Consider the following 17,750-nt stretch of genomic DNA (forward strand, 5'->3'; position numbering starts at 1 on the left):
TCAAGTCTAAAACACGGCGAAACTGAAAATGGAAAATCTGAAAAAACACCAGAATGAAAAGCCGTCCGCTCCACGCCGAACCGCCCCCTCTTCCGCCCTTCGGGCACCTTCTCCCCGCCGGGGAGAAGAGGGAAGTCCACCTCCCCCTTGAGGGGGGAGGTCGCCGCAGCGCGGCGGGTGGGGGTGACCACCGCGAGCGCCATAGTCAATCACATATGCCGCAGTTCACCCCACCCCGGAGCTTCGCTCCGACCCTCCCCCTCAAGGGGAGAGTTCAAACAATCTGTCCCTTGAAACACAGGGCGATTGGTCACAGAGAAAGAGGAACGTTGCGGGTGCCGCAATGTCACCTCCCCCTTGAGGGGGGAGGTCGCCGCAGCGCGGCGGGTGGGGGTGACCACCGCGAGCACCATTGTCAATCGCATATGCCGCAGATCACCCCACCCCGGAGCTTCGCTCCGACCCTCCCCATCAAGGGGAGGGTAAACCAATCACGCTGTCTCCAGCGTCCGTGCCGGAATACCGGCCTTGCGCGTTTTCATCGCCTTGCCGGCCACATAGACCTCGGTCACACACCGGTCGTCGCCCATGGTCTGCAGAATGAACAGCTCTTCCACCAGCGATTTTGCGGTGCGCATCCGCAGTTCCATCGCCGATTTGCCGCTGGAATCGAGGACGACGATATCGGCGTCGGCGCCCACATGCAGCGAGCCGATACGGTCCTGGAGCCCGAGCGACCGGGCGTTGCCGAGCGTCATCCGATAGAAGGAATTGAGCGGCGACAGCCGTTGGCCCTGCAGGTGCAGCACCTTGTAAGCCTCGTCCATCGTTTCCAGCATCGAGAAGCTGGTGCCCGCCCCGACATCGGTCGCCACCGACCAGCGGGCGCCGAGCCGGTCGAACCGGTCGCGGTCGAACAGGCCAGAGCCGAGGAAGAGGTTGGATGTCGGGCAGAACACGCCGACCGCGCCGGTCTCGGCCAGCACCGAGATTTCCCGGTCGCTCAGATAGATACAATGCCCGAGCAAAGTCTTCTCCGTCAGAAGATCATAGCGGGCATAAATATCGGTGTAATCCTTGGCATCCGGATAAAGCGAGGTGGCAAAGGCGATCTCGTCCTTGTTTTCGGAGAGATGCGTCTGCACATAGCAATCGCGATGTTCGGCCACCAGCGCTTGACTCATCTCCATCTGCTCAGGCGTCGAGGTGATGGCAAAGCGCGGGCTGATCGCATAGTGCGCCCGGCCCCGTCCATGCCATTTTCCGATCAGCCGCTTGGTCTCGTCATAGCCCGTTTGCGGCGTGTCGCGCAGCGCGTCCGGCGCATTGCGGTCCATCATCACCTTGCCGCCGACCATCAGCATGCCGCGCTGTTCGGCCGCCGTGAAATAGGCGTCCACGCTTTGCGGATGCACCGAACAATAGGCAACAGCCGTCGTCGTGCCGTTCGACAGCAGCTCGTCCATGAACCGGCCGGCAATGAAGGCCGCATGGTCCGGCTCGGCGAATTTCTGTTCCTCGACGAAAATATAGGTGTTCAGCCATTCCATCAGCTGCGCGCCATAGGACGCGATCGCCTGGGTCTGCGGGAAATGCAGATGCGTATCGATCAATCCCGGCAGGATGAGATTGGGCCGGTGATCGGCCACCGCAACGCCAGGACCGGCAGAGTTGCGGATATCGTCGTAATCGCCGACGGCGGCGATCTTGCCGTCGCGCACCAGAACCGCGCCATCGTCCACGGTCCGATAGGATGCGGTATCATCGATACTCTTGGGCTCATCGATAAAGGTCAGCACACGTCCACGGATCAGGAGTTCGCTCATTGGGTTTTTCCTCCATTCACAACTGTCTCGTACCAGGCGACCAGAAGCTTGCGCTCGTCGTCGGTCACGGCCGTCACGTTTGCCGGCGGCATTGCGTGGCTGCGTCCGGCCTGCAGATAGATCTCCCGCGCATGATTGGCGATCTGAGCATCGCTCTCCAGCACCACGCCCTTGGGCGGCTTGATCATGCCTTCCCAGCCCGGTTCCTGCGCATGGCACATGGCGCAGCGGCCAAGGATTGTGTCGCGCACCCTGGGAAAGGCCTCCGCCGTGACGAAAGGCTGCTGCGCCGCAGAGACCTGTTCGGGCTCGCCGGTCAGGACCTTCGGCACGGTCGACAGCCACATGATGACGATGAACAGGAGCACGGTCGCAAGCCAGGTCCAGGTGGGATTGCCGGTATTGGCGTGGCGGGTGTTGAAATAGTGGCGGATGGTCACGCCCATCAGGAACACCAGCGAGGCGATAATCCAGTTGAACTGGGTGCCGAAGGCCAACGGATAGTGGTTCGACAGCATCAGGAACAGAACGGGCAGTGTCAGGTAATTGTTATGCGTCGAGCGCTGCTTGGCGATCCGGCCGTATTTCGCATCCGGCGTGCGCCCGGCGATCAGGTCGGCGACGACGATGCGCTGGTTCGGCATAATGATGAAGAAGACGTTGGCCGACATGATGGTCGCCGTGAAGGCGCCCAGATGCAGGAAGGCGGCGCGGCCGGTAAACAGCTGCGTATACCCCCACGCCACCGCGACCAGGATGAAATAGAGCGCCACCATCAGCCGCGTATTGTCGTTGCCGAAGGGCGACTTGCAGAGCAGGTCGTAGATGATCCAGCCGAAGGCGAGCGAGGCCAGCGAGATGCCGATGGCAACCGGCTTGGAAACATCCAGCACATTGGGGTCGATCAGGTAGAGATCGGCGCCGGCATAATAGACCAGACACAGCATGCCGAAGCCGGACAGCCAGGTGACATAGCTTTCCCATTTGAACCAGATCAGGTGTTCCGGCATGTTGGCGGGCGCGACGAGATATTTCTGGATGTGGTAGAAGCCGCCGCCATGCACCTGCCATTCCTCGCCATAGGCACCGGCCGGAAGGTCAGGCCGCTTGCGCAGGCCAAGGTCGAGCGCGACGAAATAAAAGGACGAGCCGATCCAGGCGATGGCGGTGATGACGTGGAGCCAGCGGACGGCGAAGGTCAGCCAGTCCCAGGCAATGGCGTATTCATACATAAAGGCCTCCCTGTTTGGGAGACTTCTGCCACCGCGCGATATCAACCGAAATGCCGGTTAATCCCCAACACTTTCAAAAAAATCTATAAGATCAACCCGGCTGTGGTCGGTTCCTGCCTGTGGTAGAAGGGTGTCATGTCCTATCTCGATAATATCCGCGTCTTCGTCCGCGTCGTTGAACTCGGCACCCTCTCGTCGGCCGGCCGCGACCAGCGGGTGACGCCGGCCGTCGCCAGCAACCGCATCAAGGAGCTGGAACGGCACCTTGGCGTACGCCTGTTCAATCGCACGACGCGCAAGCTGTCGCCGACCGAACATGGCCGTGTGTTCTATCTGGGCGCCGTCAAGATCATCGAGGCGGTCAACGAGGCGGAAAGCGCGATTGCCGATCTCTCGCACAATCCGAAGGGATCGCTCAGGATAACCGCGCCGCTGGGCATCGGCCGCCGGCTGATCGCCTCGGGCATCCCTGAATTCCACGATAAATACCCGGATATCGAGGTGCGGCTGCGCCTCTCCGACCACAATGTCGATATCCTCAGCGAAGGCGTCGATGTCGCCTTCAAGCTCGGCGTGCTCGAGGATTCCAATCTTCGCATGCGCGGCATCCTCAACTGTCAGCGCGTCGTCTGCGCCGCCCCCGGCTATCTGGCAAAACGCGGCACGCCGGAGACGCCGGATGCGCTGATCGACGACAAGCACGACTGCCTGCTCCTGCGCTATCCAGGCTCCAAGGAATATTACTGGACGCTGCAGACCCCGGACGGCCCGCGCAAACTGGAAATCGGCGGCCCCTACGACAGCGACGATGGCGACGTCCTGACCCAATGGGCGCTCGAGGGCCGGGGCATCATCAACAAGCCGCTGTTCGAAGTGAAAAGCTATCTCAACGACGGCGCCCTGGTCGAAATCCTCAAGGACACGCCCCCCGCCAGCGTCCAGCTTGCCGCGATCTATCCGCACAAACGTTTTCAGGACCCGAAAGTCCGCCTGATGATCGATTTCATGGCTGAACGCTGTCAAAGAATGATCGGCAAGATGCTGGAGTGAGAAGTTTAAATTAAATACTCTTGAAACCCCGATTTCGAGGTCCGAGCATGAAATTCGCTTCAATGAGCAGTACCGCCGTCAGCAGAAACCCTATGGCAGCGAAGAGAGCGGCTGACGAGCAGCCGCTTGTCATCACGGAACATGGCGAACCCCGCTATGTCTTGCTCAACTACAAGGATTTCCAGCAGAATTTCAATAAGCAAATGAGCCTGCTCGAAGCGCTTGCAGATCCACTTTCCCGATTCGACAATGATTTCCAGCCGGAAAGAATTGATTTTTCCGGTCGCGACTTTTCTTTTTGAAGCGGCCAGGCTGACGTTGGAAGCCCGCAAAGCTCAGCGCAACGCGCTCGCTTTGGCCGGCGCGTTTCTGCTGCTCTGCAGCCGAAGATCGCTGCCATTGCCGCAATTCAACGCCGCCGTCATGATCTCCGCCGCTGCCAGAGCCGCAATCACTGCTGGCCGCTTGTCCTTTACCGCCGTGCCGCCGATCGGGCAGATCAGGCGGTCAAAAAGTTCGGGGCGGCCGACTTCGCGGGAAAGCCAGTTCTTGAAGGTCGCGCGCTTCGTCTTCGAGCCGATCATGCCGACATAAGCGGCGTCCTGGCGGCGGAGCGCCTCGGCGGTAATGAGAAAATCCAGCGCGTGATCATGGGTGAGGACAACGAAGGAACTGCCCGCCGGGGCGTCGCGGACCAAGGCTTCAGGCATCGCCGTCAGGCAGGTTTCGATGCCTGGAATGTTCGATGCGGAAAGTTCCACTTCGCGGGTATCGACGAGAATGATGCGCAAGGGAACCAGCGACAGCGCCATGGCCAGCGCATCGCCGACATGACCGGCGCCAAACACGTAGACATGCGGACGCGACGCCATTTCGCGGTCGCTGCGGGCGATGAGAAACATGGCGAGCTCCGTGGTCATCGCCGTAAAGGAAAGTCCGACCCGGCCGCCGCAGCATTGGCCGATTTCGGGTCCGAGTGGAACGCTCATGGCTTCGGCCGGACGACCATGGCGAAGGGCCCGCCGCGCGTGGTCGATCGCCATATATTCGAGCTGCCCGCCACCGATCGTGCCGAAGATGCAATCGGCCGCCACCAGCATCCAGGCATCGGTATCACGCGGCGTCGAGCCGGCAGCACCCGTCACCTCGACGAACACGCAGTCCGGTTCGCGGCGCAGGAATTCCCTGATGTCTTCGCGCTTGGCAGCCATGCCATTCACCCGTTCTTTGCCGCGCGGCGCAGCCGCTCGATGGCAAGCAAGACCCGTTCCGGTGTCGCCGGCGCATCGATGCGCGGTGCGATACGATACTCCGCAACGCTCGCCGCCGCCATCGAGATTGCTTCCAGAACCGAGATCGGCAGCATGAAAGGCGGCTCGCCGACGGCCTTGGAGCGGCGGATCGTGTCCTCGCGGTTGACCGACCATTCGGCAAGCTTGACGTTGAAGATGCGGGGACGGTCGGACGCGAGCGGGATCTTGTAGGTGGAGGGCGCATGAGTGCGCAGCCGCCCCTTGGCGTCCCACCACAATTCTTCCGTCGTCAGCCAGCCCATGCCCTGGACGAAAGCGCCCTCGACCTGGCCGATATCCAGCGCCGGATTGAGCGACTTGCCGACATCATGCAGGACATCGGTACGATCGACCTGATATTCGCCCGTCAACGTATCGACGCTGACCTCGGAGCACGAGGCGCCGTACGCATAATAAAAGAATGGCCGGCCCCGGCCTTCCGAACGATTCCAGTGGATCTTCGGCGTCTTGTAGAAACCGGCAGCCGACAGCTGGATGCGCGCTCCATAGGCGAGCTTAATAAAATCGGCAAAGGCGATGCGCTCAGCGCCGATGCGGATCGTGTTGGGCTCGAAGGCGATATCGCGCTCGCTCACGCCCCAGCGCTCGGCCGCAAACGTCACCAGCCGTGCCTTGATCTGCTGGGCCGCATTGGCGGCGGCCATGCCGTTGAGGTCGGAGCCGGAAGAAGCCGCCGTCGCCGACGTGTTCGGCACCTTGCCGGTCGTCGTCGCCGTCACCTTGATGCGGTTGAGATCGACTTGGAATTCATCGGCCACCACCTGCGCGACCTTGGTGTAGAGCCCCTGCCCCATTTCCGTGCCGCCGTGGTTGAGATGGATCGAGCCATCCGCATAGACATGCACGAGCGCGCCGGCCTGGTTATATTCCGTCTTGGTGAAGGAGATGCCGAACTTGACCGGCGTCAGCGCAATCCCGCGCTTGATGATCTGGCTCTTACGGTTGAAGGCAAGTACTTCTTCGCGCCGTGCCGCATAATCGCAGGACGTTTCCAGCTCCTCGATGATCCGGCCGATAATATTGTCTTCGACAGTCTGGTGATAGGGCGTGAGGTTGCGCCCCTCGCCGCCGTAGAAATTAAGCTTGCGGATATCGAGCGGATCCTTGCCGAGCGCATAGGCCACATCCTCGATCATCCGCTCGCCGCCGACCATGCCCTGCGGTCCGCCGAAGCCGCGGAAGGCGGTGTTGGAAACGGTATTGGTCTTCAGCGGCCGCGAGCGCAGCCGGACATGTGGATAGAAGTAGCAATTGTCGGCATGGAACAGTGCGCGATCGGTGACCGGGCCGGAGAGATCGGCCGAGAACCCGCAACGGGCGGAGAACGTCGCGTCAACGGCCTCGATCCGGCCGTCATCGTCGAAGCCAACCTTGTAGCCGACATGAAAATCGTGGCGCTTGCCGGTGGCCGTCATGTCATCGTCGCGGTCCGGGCGGATTTTCACCGCACAGCGATATTTCCTCGCGGCGAGTGCTGCGACGGCGGCAAACAGGTTCGCCTGCGTTTCCTTGCCGCCAAAGGCTCCGCCCATGCGGCGCACGTTGATGGTCACGGCATTGGAAGCGACGCCGAGCACCTGGCCGACCATGTGCTGGGTTTCGCTTGGATGCTGGGTCGAGGAATAGAGCGTGATTTCATCGTCTTCGCCGGGAATGGCAAAGGAAATGTGGCCCTCGAGATAGAAGTGATCCTGCCCGCCGATCCGCATCTCCCCTTCGAGCACATGCTTTGCCTTGGCAAAACCGGCGGCGATATCGCCACGCTCCAGCTTCAGGGGATCGATGACCAGCGGATAATTGGCGGCGGCAGCCTCCAGCACATCGGTGACATGCGGCAGGTCCTGATATTCGATCTTGACCTTCGCGGCGGCGCGGCGGGCGGCATCGCGGGTTTCGGCGATGACGGCGAAAATAGGCTGACCGTGAAACTCGACCTTGTCTGTTGCAAAAACCGGATCGTCATGCTTGTGCGCCGGGCTGACGTCGTTTTCGCCGGTAATATCGTCGGCGGTGAGCACGCCGATGACGCCCGGCGCGGATGTCACCGCCGCAAAATCGATCGACAGGATCTGCGCATGGGCGCGCTGCGACAGGCCGAGATAGGCGTGCAGGGTGCCTGCGGGTTCGGGAATATCGTCGATATATTCGGCTGTTCCCGTCACATGTTTGTGGCCGGATTCGTGCCGTTCGTTTTCGTGGACGCCGCCGCGGATGCGGTCGATAGGCTGCATGACGTTCATAATCTTCTCCTCACACGGCCTGCTTGCGGTCAAGCCGCACCGGCGCGGCGCCCTGCGTTTCCAGATAGAAGCGGCGCAGCAGGTTTTTTGCGACCAGCAGGCGGTAATCGGCCGATGCGCGCCAGTCGGTCAGCGGCGTGTAGTCCTTGCCGAGCGCCTCCATCGCGGTCTCGACCGTGGCTTCAGTCAACTCTGCACCCGTCAAAGCCGCTTCGGCATGTTCAGCCCGCTGGGGTGTCCCCGCCATGCCGCCAAAGGCAATCACGGCGTCGCTGACTTTACCGCTCCCGTCGAAGGCCAAGTGGAAGGCGCCGCAGACGGCGGAGATGTCCTCGTCCAGCCGCTTGGTGATCTTGTAGACCGCATAGCGCGCATTCTGATTGAGGAACGGGATGCGCACGGCCTCGACGAACTCGCCGGGCTGGCGATCCTGCTTGCCATATTCGATGAAGAAGCGTTCGAGCGGGACGGTGCGGCGCACCCGGCCCTTGCGCAGAACGACGGACGCACCGAGCGCGATCAGGGCGGGAGGCGTATCGCCGATCGGCGAGCCGTTGGCGATGTTGCCGCCGATCGTGCCCATGTTGCGCACTTGCTGGCCGCCGATGCGGTTCCAGAGTTCGGTGAGCTGCGGAAAGTGCTTTGCAATCAGCGGAAAGGATTCCGTGTAGCTGACGCCGGCGCCAAAGGTGATGCCGGTCGCATCGATCTCAATGCGGCGCAACTCGTCGAGATGGCTGAGATGCACCAAGGGGGCGATATCGCGCATGAATTTCGTCACCCACAGACCGACATCGGTGGAGCCGGCGACGATCCGGGCCTTCGGCTCGGCCTCGTAGATATCGGCGAGATCATCGACAGAGGCCGGCAGCAGAAAGCGCTCGGAGCCTTCGCCGATTTCGACGCGCTTGCCGTCCTTCAGCCCCTCCAGTTTCTGGATGATCGTGGCGCGTTCCGCGACCAGCGGATCTCGGTCGAGATCGCCGATCACCGACACGGCCTCGGCGGCGCGGATGATGGCGGCGTAGCCGGTGCAGCGACAGAGATTGCCCTGCAGCGCCTTTTCGATTTCGGTCACGGACGGTTTCGGATTTTCCATCCAGAGACCATAGAGCGACATCACGAAGCCGGGCGTGCAGAAGCCGCATTGCGAGGCATGCGTATCGACCATCGCCTGCTGCACCGGATGCAGCGGGCCACCGGGCGACGCAAGCGAATCCACCGTGACGACATGGCAGCCATCGAGCGAGCCGACGAAACGGATGCAGGCGTTGACGCTCTCATATTTCAGCCGGCCATCCAACAGGCGCCCGACCAGCACCGTGCAGGCGCCGCAATCGCCTTCGGCGCAGCCTTCCTTGGTGCCGCGCAGATTGCGGTCGATGCGCAGAAAATCGAGCAGGGTCTGAACTGCCGAGACGGCCGAGAGTTCGACCAGGCGGTGATTGAGCAGGAAACGGATGGAGCTGCGGATCTGGACGGTCATGGCTCAGCTCCCGCGATAGGTGGAATAGCTGTAGGGCGACAGCAGCAGCGGCACATGATAATGCGCCGACACCTCTGCGATGCCGAAGCGGATGGGGATGATATCGAGGAAAGATACACTGCCATCTTTCCGGCCGAGATAATCGCCAGCATAAAAACGCAGCTCGTAAATACCTGAGGTCATGGTCTCGCCGCTCAACAGCGGCGCATCGCAGCGGCCGTCATCGTTGGTACGGGTAGAGCCGATCGGCTCGGCGTGCTCGCCGTCGATGCGGAAAAGGTCGATGCGCAGGTTTTCGGCGGGCTTGCCGAGCGCTGTGTCGAGCACATGGGTCGTTAGCCGGCCGGCTGTTCCAGTTTGCATGCGTTTCACCTCCCGAAGACTGCATTCATTGCGCCACTATCGGCCACTCCACTTCCCTGCGGTAGCGGGCTGATCGTTCGAGACTTTCAAAATTTTGAAGGGGAATGGCGCGCGCGTTTTCTGTTTAGAAATCGGTGCATCACAGACTTTGGGAGGAGCGACTTCATGAGATATCCGCGCGATCTACAGGGCTATGGCGCGACCGCGCCCAACGCCGCCTGGCCGGACGGCGCCCGCATCGCCGTGCAATTCGTCGTCAATTACGAGGAGGGCGGCGAAAATTGCGTGCTGCATGGCGATATCGCCTCGGAAGCCTTCCTGTCGGAGATCGTCGGCGCCAGCGCCTGGGCGGGCCAGCGCCACTGGAACATGGAATCGATCTATGAATATGGTGCCCGCGCCGGTTTCTGGCGGCTGCACCGGCTTTTGACCGGGCGGGACGTTCCCGTCACGGTGTATGGCGTCGCAACCGCCTTGAAACGCTCTCCGCAGCAGGTGGCGGCGATGCTGAGCGCCGGGTGGGAGATCGCCTCGCACGGTCTGAAATGGGTCGAGCACAAGGACATGGACGCAGCCGAAGAGCGCAAGCAGATCGCAGAAGCGATCCGGCTGCATACGCTGGTGACCGGCGAGCGGCCGCGCGGCTGGTATACCGGCCGGTGTTCGGAAAACACCGTCGACCTCGTGGCAGACGAAGGCGGCTTTGCCTATGTCTCCGACAGCTATGCCGACGACCTGCCCTATTGGCACGAACATGACGGCAGGCACCAGCTGGTGATACCCTATACGCTCGATACCAACGACATGCGCTTTGCGACGCCGCAAGGGTTCAACAGCGGCGACCAGTTCTTCAGCTATCTGAAAGACACGTTCGACGTGCTTTATGCGGAAGGCGCTGACGGCGCGCCGAAAATGATGAATGTCGGCCTGCATTGCCGCCTGGCCGGACGGCCGGGACGCGCCGCCGCTCTCGCCCGGTTCATCGATTATGTGAAGAGCCACGACAAGGTCTGGCTCGCGCGCCGCATCGATATCGCTGGGCATTGGGCAAAGACATTTCCCTTCAAGCCGAACGAGGATCGGCCGTCGCGCCTTTCTGAAGAGGTTTTCGTTGCCAAATTCGGCGGCGTATTCGAACATTCGGACTGGATCGCAAGGCGCGCCTATGCCGGCGAGCTCGGCGCGGCCAACGATACTGCTTTGGGCCTGCATGCGGCCCTGGCAGCCGTTTTTCGCGGCGCGAGCGAAACGGAGCGGCTGGCGGTGCTCAACGCCCACCCGGATCTTGCCGGGAAGCTGGCGCAGGCCAAGCGGCTGACCGAAAGCTCGACCAGCGAACAGGCATCCGCCGGGCTCGATGCGCTGACAGACGCGGAACGCGAGCAGTTCAACATCCTGAACGGCCGCTACGTCAAAACCTTCGGCTTCCCCTTCATCATCGCCGTGCGCGGGCTTGGCAAGGCCGACATTCTGGCCGCCTTCCAGAGCCGCATCGGCAATGACTGGAAAACGGAATTCCAGACCGCCTGCCGCCAGGTCGAGCGGATCGCGCTGCTGCGCCTCACCGACATGCTGCCGAACTGAGGAGGGACACGATGAAGACGATCAATATTCAACCGCTGACCCGCGAGGCTTTCGCCCCCTTCGGCGAAGTGCTGGAAACCGAAGGTGCGCACAACTTTCCGATCAATGCCGGAAAATGCGTGCGCTATCATGATCTCGCCAGGATCGAGACGACGGGCGAAAAAGCCCGCCCGATGATCAGCCTCTTGCGCGGCGAGCCCTATCCGCTGCCGCTGGAACTCACCATGGTCGAGCGCCACCCGTTCGGCAGCCAGGCGTTCATTCCGCTCAGCGAACACCCGTTCCTGGTCGTCGTCGCTGAGGAAACGCCGGACGGACCGGGCGAACCGATTGCCTTCAGGACGGCGCCCGGACAGGGCGTCAATATCGGCCGCAATATCTGGCACGGTATCCTGACGCCGCTGGATGGCGTCTCCGACTTCGCCGTCGTCGATCGCGCCGGCGAAGGCGTCAATCTCGAAGAGCATTTTTACGACACGCCGTTTCTGATCCGCTGAACCATCCACCGCGTTCAAGCCGTCCCATCGCCCGCCCTTCCGGCGGGCGAAAATTTTTCTGCTGACAATGTCAATTTCCGGAATGCCCGTTCGTCGCTAGAATGTGAGGCCAGATGAGGCCTGCTCTAACCAGGAGATTGACGATGCGTGTGATGGTTCTCGTGAAAGCGACCGAAGACAGCGAAAAGGGTTTTGTGCCGACAGCCGAAACCCAGGCGATGATGGAGGCGATGGGCAAATTCAACGACGAGCTTCGTGAAGCCGGCATCCTGCGCGATGCCGACGGTTTGAAACCCTCTTCCGCAGGCAAACGTGTCGCCTTCGACGGCACCCGCCGCACCGTCATCGACGGCCCTTTCGCCGAGGCCCGCGAACTGGTGGCCGGCTTCTGGCTCTGGGATGTCAAGGACATGGATGAGGCAGTGGCCTGGGTGAAACGCTGCCCCAATCCGATGCCGGGACCGAGCGAGATTGAGATACGGCCGCTGTATGAACTGGCGGATTGGCAATGAAGCGGTGATGCTTAAGGTGCGCGGGAAGCTGCTGCGCAGACAGTCGCTGGTTTCACCCTAAGCTCTTTTGACAAACGACTAAGTTTCCATGATCAAGCTTCGCGAAAAGAAGATGATGGTTCCATTGTTTGCCAAACCCTTGTTTGCAATGTCTGTGAACGCAATCCCCAGATAACGGGACGTTCCATTAAAAAACGGGCCGCAACGCATGCGGCCCGTTCAGTATTCATCTCCCCTGAAACGAGGCGCTGCCTCGTTTCACTCCGCGAAAAACGCGAAGCGGATGACGAAGAGGATGGCGACGATGAGGGTGGCCGGGTGGATGGCGCGCCATTTGCCAGTGAACAGTTTGAGGACGACATAGCTGATGAAGCCGAAGGCGAGGCCGTTGGCGATCGAGTAGGTGAAGGGCATGGCAAGAGCCGTCAGCGCTGCCGGTGCGGCTTCGGTGAGGTCTTCCCAATCGACTTCGGTGAGCTCGCGCATCATCAGGCCGGCGACGTACAGCAGAGCCGGCGCCGTCGCATAGGTGGGCACGGAGGCCGCCAGCGGCGAGATGAACAATGCGGCAAGAAAGAGCAGCGAGATGACGAGGGCTGTGAGCCCCGTGCGGCCGCCGGCCTGAACACCGGACGCGCTTTCGACATAGGCCGTGGTGCTGCTGGTACCCATCAGCGAACCGGCGACGATGGCCGTGCTGTCGGCCAGAAGCGCGCGGCCAAGGCGGCTCGGTTGGCCTTCCTGGATCAGGTTGGCTCGCTTGGCGACGCCGATCAGCGTGCCCGTCGCGTCAAACACTTCAACGAGAACGAAGACGAGGATGACATGGATCAGGCCGCCATGCAGGGCGCCGACAATGTCGAGCTGCAGGAAGGTCGGCGCCATGCTCGGCGGCATCGAGACGACGCCCTGGAACTGGCTGACGCCGGTGACCCATGACAGCACCGTGACCGCCAGGATACCGATGAGGATCGCCCCCTTGACCCGCAATGCATCGAGCACCGCGATGACGAAGAAGCCGAAAATGGCGAGCAGCGGTCCGGTTTCCCTCAGGCTGCCGAGACCGACAAGCGTTGCCGGATTGTCGACGACGATGCCGGCATTCTTCAGGGCGATGATGCCGAGGAAGAGGCCGATACCGGTGGCGATCGCGCTGCGCAGCGAATGCGGGATGCCCTGGATCAGCCAGCTGCGGATACCGGTGACCGTCAGGAAGACGAAGATCAGGCCCGAGATGAAGACCGCGCCGAGCGCCTGTTGCCAGGTGAAGCCGAGGGCGGCAACGACGGTAAAGGCGAAAAACGCGTTGAGGCCCATGCCGGGCGCCATGCCGATCGGCCAGTTGGCGACCAGCGCCATGACGATCGAGCCGAGTGCGGCGGCCAGACAGGTGGCGACGAAGATCGCGTCGCGATCCATGCCGGTGGTCGACAGGATGTCGGGATTGACGAAGATGATATACGACATCGTGAGAAATGTCGTGACGCCCGCCACCAGTTCGGTGCGGATCGTGGTATTGTGCTCACTCAGCTTGAAGAGCCGTTCAAACATATTTCCTCCCTTGGCCGGAAAAATCCATTCCCGGCGCATGCCAATGGCCAAGCCGCCTTCTCCTCTGGCGGCAAGCCAAACTGTACCGATCTTCAAGCCATCATGGCTCGTCAGGGCCCCTGCCCGATCAGTCTCCGGCCGCCATGATGGCAGGCCGGATGTCTCATTCACGGTTTTATGATTGTGCGTTTTCGCGCGGCAGATCGCTAGCCGTCCATTTCGACGCCGCGAGCGAAAGACTTTCAAATTTTTCGGGGGACAGTTTGGTGAGCCATATCGCCCGCTTGGCGGAATACTTGCGCGATTTTCGCCGTATCGGCGGCAAGACCGGCGGAAATGCCGTCACTTTCCTGCTCCTCATTGTGTGAGCCTTCGCAGCAAAGTCAAGCAAGGTCAGCTGCGTTCGATATCGCGGCGCAGAACGATCGATGTGGTGAGGTCATCGACATTGTCCATCGTTGCCACTTCGTTTCTCAACTCGTTCAGCGCGTTGATGGAGCCGACTTCGACCTCGACGACGAGATCGAGCTGGCCGCTGACTGAGGACACCTTGCGCACGGAGGAGAAGCCCGCCAGCCGGTCGAGCACCCCGATGGAGGGCGTCTTTTTCAGCGTCAAAAGCAGGAAGGCATGCACCTGGCCCTCGTCCAGCTGGCCGATATCGGCCCTGTAGCCGCGGATGATCCCGGCCTTTTCCAGCCGGTTGACGCGCTCGGTCGTCGCACTCCTGGAAAGCCCGATGCGGCCTGCCAGAGACTTCATCGGGATGCGCGCCTCGCGCGACAGGATGCTGAGAATCGTGCGGTCGATCGCGTCTGTGTCCTGCATGCTGTCGGGCCTTTCCGCGAACGGGCAAGATGACGGTTATTATAAACATAATGCCGGTGCAACCGGCATATTGCCGGATGCAAAGCTTTGTCTTCCCGTGCCACTCTGCATGCAGACGAGGACCCATCATGACCGATATGCTGAAGACCACACCGGATTTTTCAATCGATGACGCAAAGCGCCTGCTGGCCGAGCATTATGGCCTTGACGGCACGCTTTCACCGCTCGACAGCGAACGCGACCAGAACTTCAAGGTGACGGCGAGCACCGGCGGGATCTATATCCTTAAGATCGTCAACGCCGCCGAACCATCTGTTGAAAGCGACTTCCAGACGGCGCTTCTGAGCCATGTCGGCGAACACGCCCCGGACCTGCCGGTTCCGCATATCCGCCCGACAATCTCGGGGGCAAGCCTCGGCGAAACGACAAGCGCGCATGGGGTGCGTCATCTTTTGCGGCTTGTCGGCTGGGTGCCCGGCCTGCCGCTGGCGCAGTCGGCCCGCAGCCCGGACGCGCTGACATCGCTCGGCGGCCTGCTTGGCCGCTTCGACCGGGCCCTGCAAGGTTTCATGCATCCGGGCGCCCTGCGCGATCTCGACTGGAACATCCGCAATGCCGGCCGCTCGGCGGACAGGCTGCAACATGTTGCAAATGCCGACGACCGCGCACTGCTGGAACGGTTCCTTGACCGCTTCGACACCGTTGTCGAACCGAAGCTGGCGAAGCTGCGCTCGACGGTCATTCACAACGATGCCAATGACTGGAACGTGCTGGTCGCCATCGAGGATCATGACCGGATCGCCGGGCTGATCGATCTCGGCGACGCACTCTATGCGCCTGTTATTGCCGAGGTTGCCATTGCTGCTGCTTATGCCGGGCTCGATCATGCCGATCCGATCGGTGCTGCCGCTGATATCCTGCGCGGTTTTCATGCCGAATATCCGCTGCTTGAGGAAGAAGTCGATCTTCTCTTCGACCTGATCGCCATGCGCCTCGTGACTTCGGTGACGATCTCGGCGTCACGCCATGCCCATACCGGCGGCAACCCTTATCTTGCCATCAGCGAAAAGCCGGCCTGGACGCTGTTGCGCAAGATGGATGCGATGAACCGGCGTTTTGCAACCGCCATCCTGCGCCATGCCTGCGGCTTCGAGGCCACCCCCGGCACGCGCGCCGTCACCGCCTGGATCGCGGCAAACCGCACGTCACTTCATCCGGTGCTCGACCGCCCGGCCGCCACATATCCGGCAGCGCTGGTGCCCTATGCCGATCCGCAGCATCCGATGACGCTGACATCCGCCGGCGAACAGCCGGATGCGGCGCAGGCGATCTGGGAGATTTACTGCGCCGAACAGGGCGTCGATCTCGGCATCGGCCCCTGGGGCGAGGCACGCACCGTCTATTCCGGCGAGATGTTTGTCTCGCGGCTGATTGAGGACACGCGCCGCACCCGCCATCTCGGCCTCGACCTGTTCATGGCTGCGGGCACCCGGCTCTACACGCCGATCGCTGCCACGGTCGTCAGTGTCGAGATCGAGCCGGACCCGCTCGGCTACGGCTGCCTGATTGCGCTGCGCCATGAACCGGAGGGTTGCCCGGCCTTCGTCAGCCTCTGGGGCCATCTCGCCCACGAAGCGCTTAGCCGCTTGAAGGCGGGAGACCACCTGGAAGCAGGGGCGCTGGTCGGCGAAATGGGTGCGCCTGCCGAAAACGGCGGCTGGGCGCCGCATCTGCACCTGCAGCTCTCGGTCGATACGCGGCTGTCCGCCACCGAAATCCTCGGCGTCGGCGAGGAGCGCTATCTCGATGTCTGGTCCGAGCTTTTCCCGGATGCCAACGCCTTTGCCGGTATCGCACCGGAATTCTATGAGAAGAGCGGGCGGTCGCATGAGGAGATCGTCACGCTACGCCGCGAGCTGCTGGTTCCCAACCTGTCGATTTCCTACGACAAGCCCATCAAGTTCGTGCGCGGCGATGGCGTCTGGATGATCGACGACAGCGGCCGGGCCTATCTCGATTGCTTCAACAATGTCTGCCATATCGGCCATGCGCATCCGGCGGTGGTGGAGGCGATGGCGCGCCAGGCGGGGACACTCAACACCAATACGCGCTACCTGCACGACAATATCGTTGCCTATGCCGAGCGGCTGACCGCGACGCTGCCGAAGGAACTGACGGTGGCCGGTTTCGTCAACAGCGGCTCGGAAGCCAACGGCCTGGCGCTGCGGATGATGCGCGCCCATACCGGCCGCGAAAACGCCATCGTGCTCGACTGGGCCTATCACGGCACGACGCAGGAGCTGATCGATATCAGCCCCTACAAGTTCCGCCGCAAGGGCGGAAAAGAAAAGAAGCCGCATGTGCATGTGGCCCCCGTTCCCGACAGCTATCGCGCACAGGCCGATTGGACGGCCGGGGAGCATGGCAAGCGTTATGCCGAGAGCGTTGCCGAACTGATCGCGCATATGCAGGCAAAAGGCGAAGGCCCCGGCTTCTTCATCGCCGAATCGATCCCGAGCGTTGCCGGTCAGGTGTTCCTGCCGGAGGGGTATTTGAAAGACGTCTACCGGATGGTGCGCGACGCCGGCGGTGTCTGCATCGCCGATGAGGTCCAGGTCGGTTTCGGCCGGGTGGGCAGCCACTGGTGGGCGTTCGAAGACCAGGGCGTCGTTCCCGATATCGTCACCATGGGCAAACCGATCGGCAACGGCCATCCGCTGGCGGCCGTCGTCGCCACCCGCGAGATTGCCGAGAGCTTCAACAACGGCATGGAATATTTCAACACGTTCGGCGGTAACCCAGTCTCCTGCGCCGTCGGCCTTGCCGTGCTTGATGTGATCGAAGGCCAGGACCTGCGTGGCAATGCGCTTGCGATCGGCACCTACCTGATGGACGGCTTCCGCAAGATGCAGGCGCGTTACGAGGTGATCGGCGACGTGCGTGGCATGGGCCTTTTCCTCGGCATCGAACTCGTGAGCGACCGCAAAACCAAGGCACCGGCCACGGAATTTGCCCGCGCGGTATCGAACGGCGCGCGCCAGCGCGGCGTGCTGATGGGGACCGAGGGGCCGCATGACAACGTGCTGAAGATGCGCCCGCCGATGATCTTCTCGAAACGTGACGCGGACCATCTGCTGTCTGTGCTTGAGGACACATTCGAGGCGGTCACGGCGCGGGGCTGACGGCCCGGCCAATAGCGAAGAACCAGCAAGAAAGAGCTTGGCAGCGCTTGGGGCTGCCCGGACGGAACAGGTGCGACTTAAAAACC

General features: G+C 61.8%; 13 protein-coding genes and 1 pseudogene. 6 read left to right on the forward strand and 8 right to left on the reverse strand.

The features are described from left to right. Nucleotides 1–491 precede the first annotated feature (491 nt). Together guaD and ASD32_RS04395 are read right to left on the reverse strand one after the other, a co-directional pair. On the reverse strand, nt 492–1,826 hold the full coding sequence (guaD, locus tag ASD32_RS04390; protein ID WP_060636677.1) for a guanine deaminase: 1,335 nt from the start codon (nt 1,824–1,826) through the stop codon (nt 492–494). Further along, complete coding sequence (locus tag ASD32_RS04395; RefSeq protein ID WP_060636678.1) at nt 1,823–3,058, reverse strand: urate hydroxylase PuuD; 1,236 nt, start codon at nt 3,056–3,058, stop codon at nt 1,823–1,825. Before ASD32_RS04395 ends, guaD begins: the two co-directional genes overlap by 4 nt. Nucleotides 3,059–3,193: 135 nt before the next feature. Between ASD32_RS04395 and ASD32_RS04400 the strand changes: the two genes are divergently transcribed. Next, complete coding sequence (locus ASD32_RS04400) at nt 3,194–4,108, forward strand: LysR family transcriptional regulator (RefSeq protein WP_060636679.1); 915 nt, start codon at nt 3,194–3,196, stop codon at nt 4,106–4,108. A gap of 62 nt (nt 4,109–4,170) precedes the next feature. After that, a complete protein-coding gene (locus ASD32_RS04405; protein ID WP_162252638.1) occupies nt 4,171–4,410 on the forward strand; it encodes a type II toxin-antitoxin system prevent-host-death family antitoxin in 240 nt (79 codons plus the stop codon). A gap of 33 nt (nt 4,411–4,443) precedes the next feature. Here the strand turns inward: ASD32_RS04405 and xdhC are convergent, their stop codons facing one another. The 4 genes from xdhC to uraH are packed head-to-tail and all read right to left on the reverse strand — an operon-like array spanning nt 4,444 to nt 9,510. Continuing rightward, complete coding sequence (gene xdhC, locus ASD32_RS04410; protein WP_060636915.1) at nt 4,444–5,319, reverse strand: xanthine dehydrogenase accessory protein XdhC; 876 nt, start codon at nt 5,317–5,319, stop codon at nt 4,444–4,446. Nucleotides 5,320–5,324: 5 nt separating this feature from the next. Next, a complete protein-coding gene (xdhB, locus tag ASD32_RS04415) occupies nt 5,325–7,661 on the reverse strand; it encodes a xanthine dehydrogenase molybdopterin binding subunit (RefSeq protein ID WP_060636681.1) in 2,337 nt (778 codons plus the stop codon). Nucleotides 7,662–7,671: 10 nt separating this feature from the next. After that, complete coding sequence (gene xdhA / locus ASD32_RS04420; protein WP_060636682.1) at nt 7,672–9,147, reverse strand: xanthine dehydrogenase small subunit; 1,476 nt, start codon at nt 9,145–9,147, stop codon at nt 7,672–7,674. A 3-nt stretch (nt 9,148–9,150) separates the two neighbouring features. Further along, nucleotides 9,151–9,510 carry a hydroxyisourate hydrolase gene (uraH, locus tag ASD32_RS29400; RefSeq protein WP_060636683.1) on the reverse strand — a complete coding sequence of 120 codons (360 nt, stop codon included), beginning with the start codon at nt 9,508–9,510 and terminating at the stop codon, nt 9,151–9,153. Between the two features lie 165 nt (nt 9,511–9,675). Here uraH and puuE point away from each other — a divergent pair, with 165 nt between their 5' ends. From puuE to ASD32_RS04440, 3 genes are all read left to right on the forward strand, one after another. Next, nucleotides 9,676–11,094 (forward strand): allantoinase PuuE, encoded by a 1,419-nt coding sequence (gene puuE, locus ASD32_RS04430; protein ID WP_060636684.1) that lies wholly within the window; start codon nt 9,676–9,678, stop codon nt 11,092–11,094. An 11-nt stretch (nt 11,095–11,105) separates the two neighbouring features. Then, complete coding sequence (locus tag ASD32_RS04435) at nt 11,106–11,591, forward strand: ureidoglycolate lyase (protein ID WP_060636685.1); 486 nt, start codon at nt 11,106–11,108, stop codon at nt 11,589–11,591. Nucleotides 11,592–11,734: 143 nt separating this feature from the next. Then, nucleotides 11,735–12,103 (forward strand): YciI family protein, encoded by a 369-nt coding sequence (locus ASD32_RS04440; protein WP_060636686.1) that lies wholly within the window; start codon nt 11,735–11,737, stop codon nt 12,101–12,103. 258 nt (nt 12,104–12,361) lie between these two features. Here the strand turns inward: ASD32_RS04440 and ASD32_RS04445 are convergent, their stop codons facing one another. Continuing rightward, nucleotides 12,362–13,654, reverse strand: coding sequence for an NCS2 family permease (locus ASD32_RS04445; protein WP_060636917.1), 1,293 nt, complete (start codon nt 13,652–13,654; stop codon nt 12,362–12,364). Between the two features lie 393 nt (nt 13,655–14,047). Then, nucleotides 14,048–14,531, reverse strand: a pseudogene (locus ASD32_RS04455) (Lrp/AsnC family transcriptional regulator). Between the two features lie 79 nt (nt 14,532–14,610). Here ASD32_RS04455 and ASD32_RS04460 point away from each other — a divergent pair. Next, entirely contained in the window at nt 14,611–17,664 is a 3,054-nt protein-coding gene (locus tag ASD32_RS04460) for an aminotransferase class III-fold pyridoxal phosphate-dependent enzyme (RefSeq protein WP_060636689.1), read from the forward strand. Nucleotides 17,665–17,750 lie beyond the last annotated feature (86 nt).

Source organism: Rhizobium sp. Root483D2, from assembly GCF_001426685.1.
In the GTDB taxonomy this organism is placed as follows: Bacteria; Pseudomonadota; Alphaproteobacteria; order Rhizobiales; family Rhizobiaceae; genus Pararhizobium; species Pararhizobium qamdonense.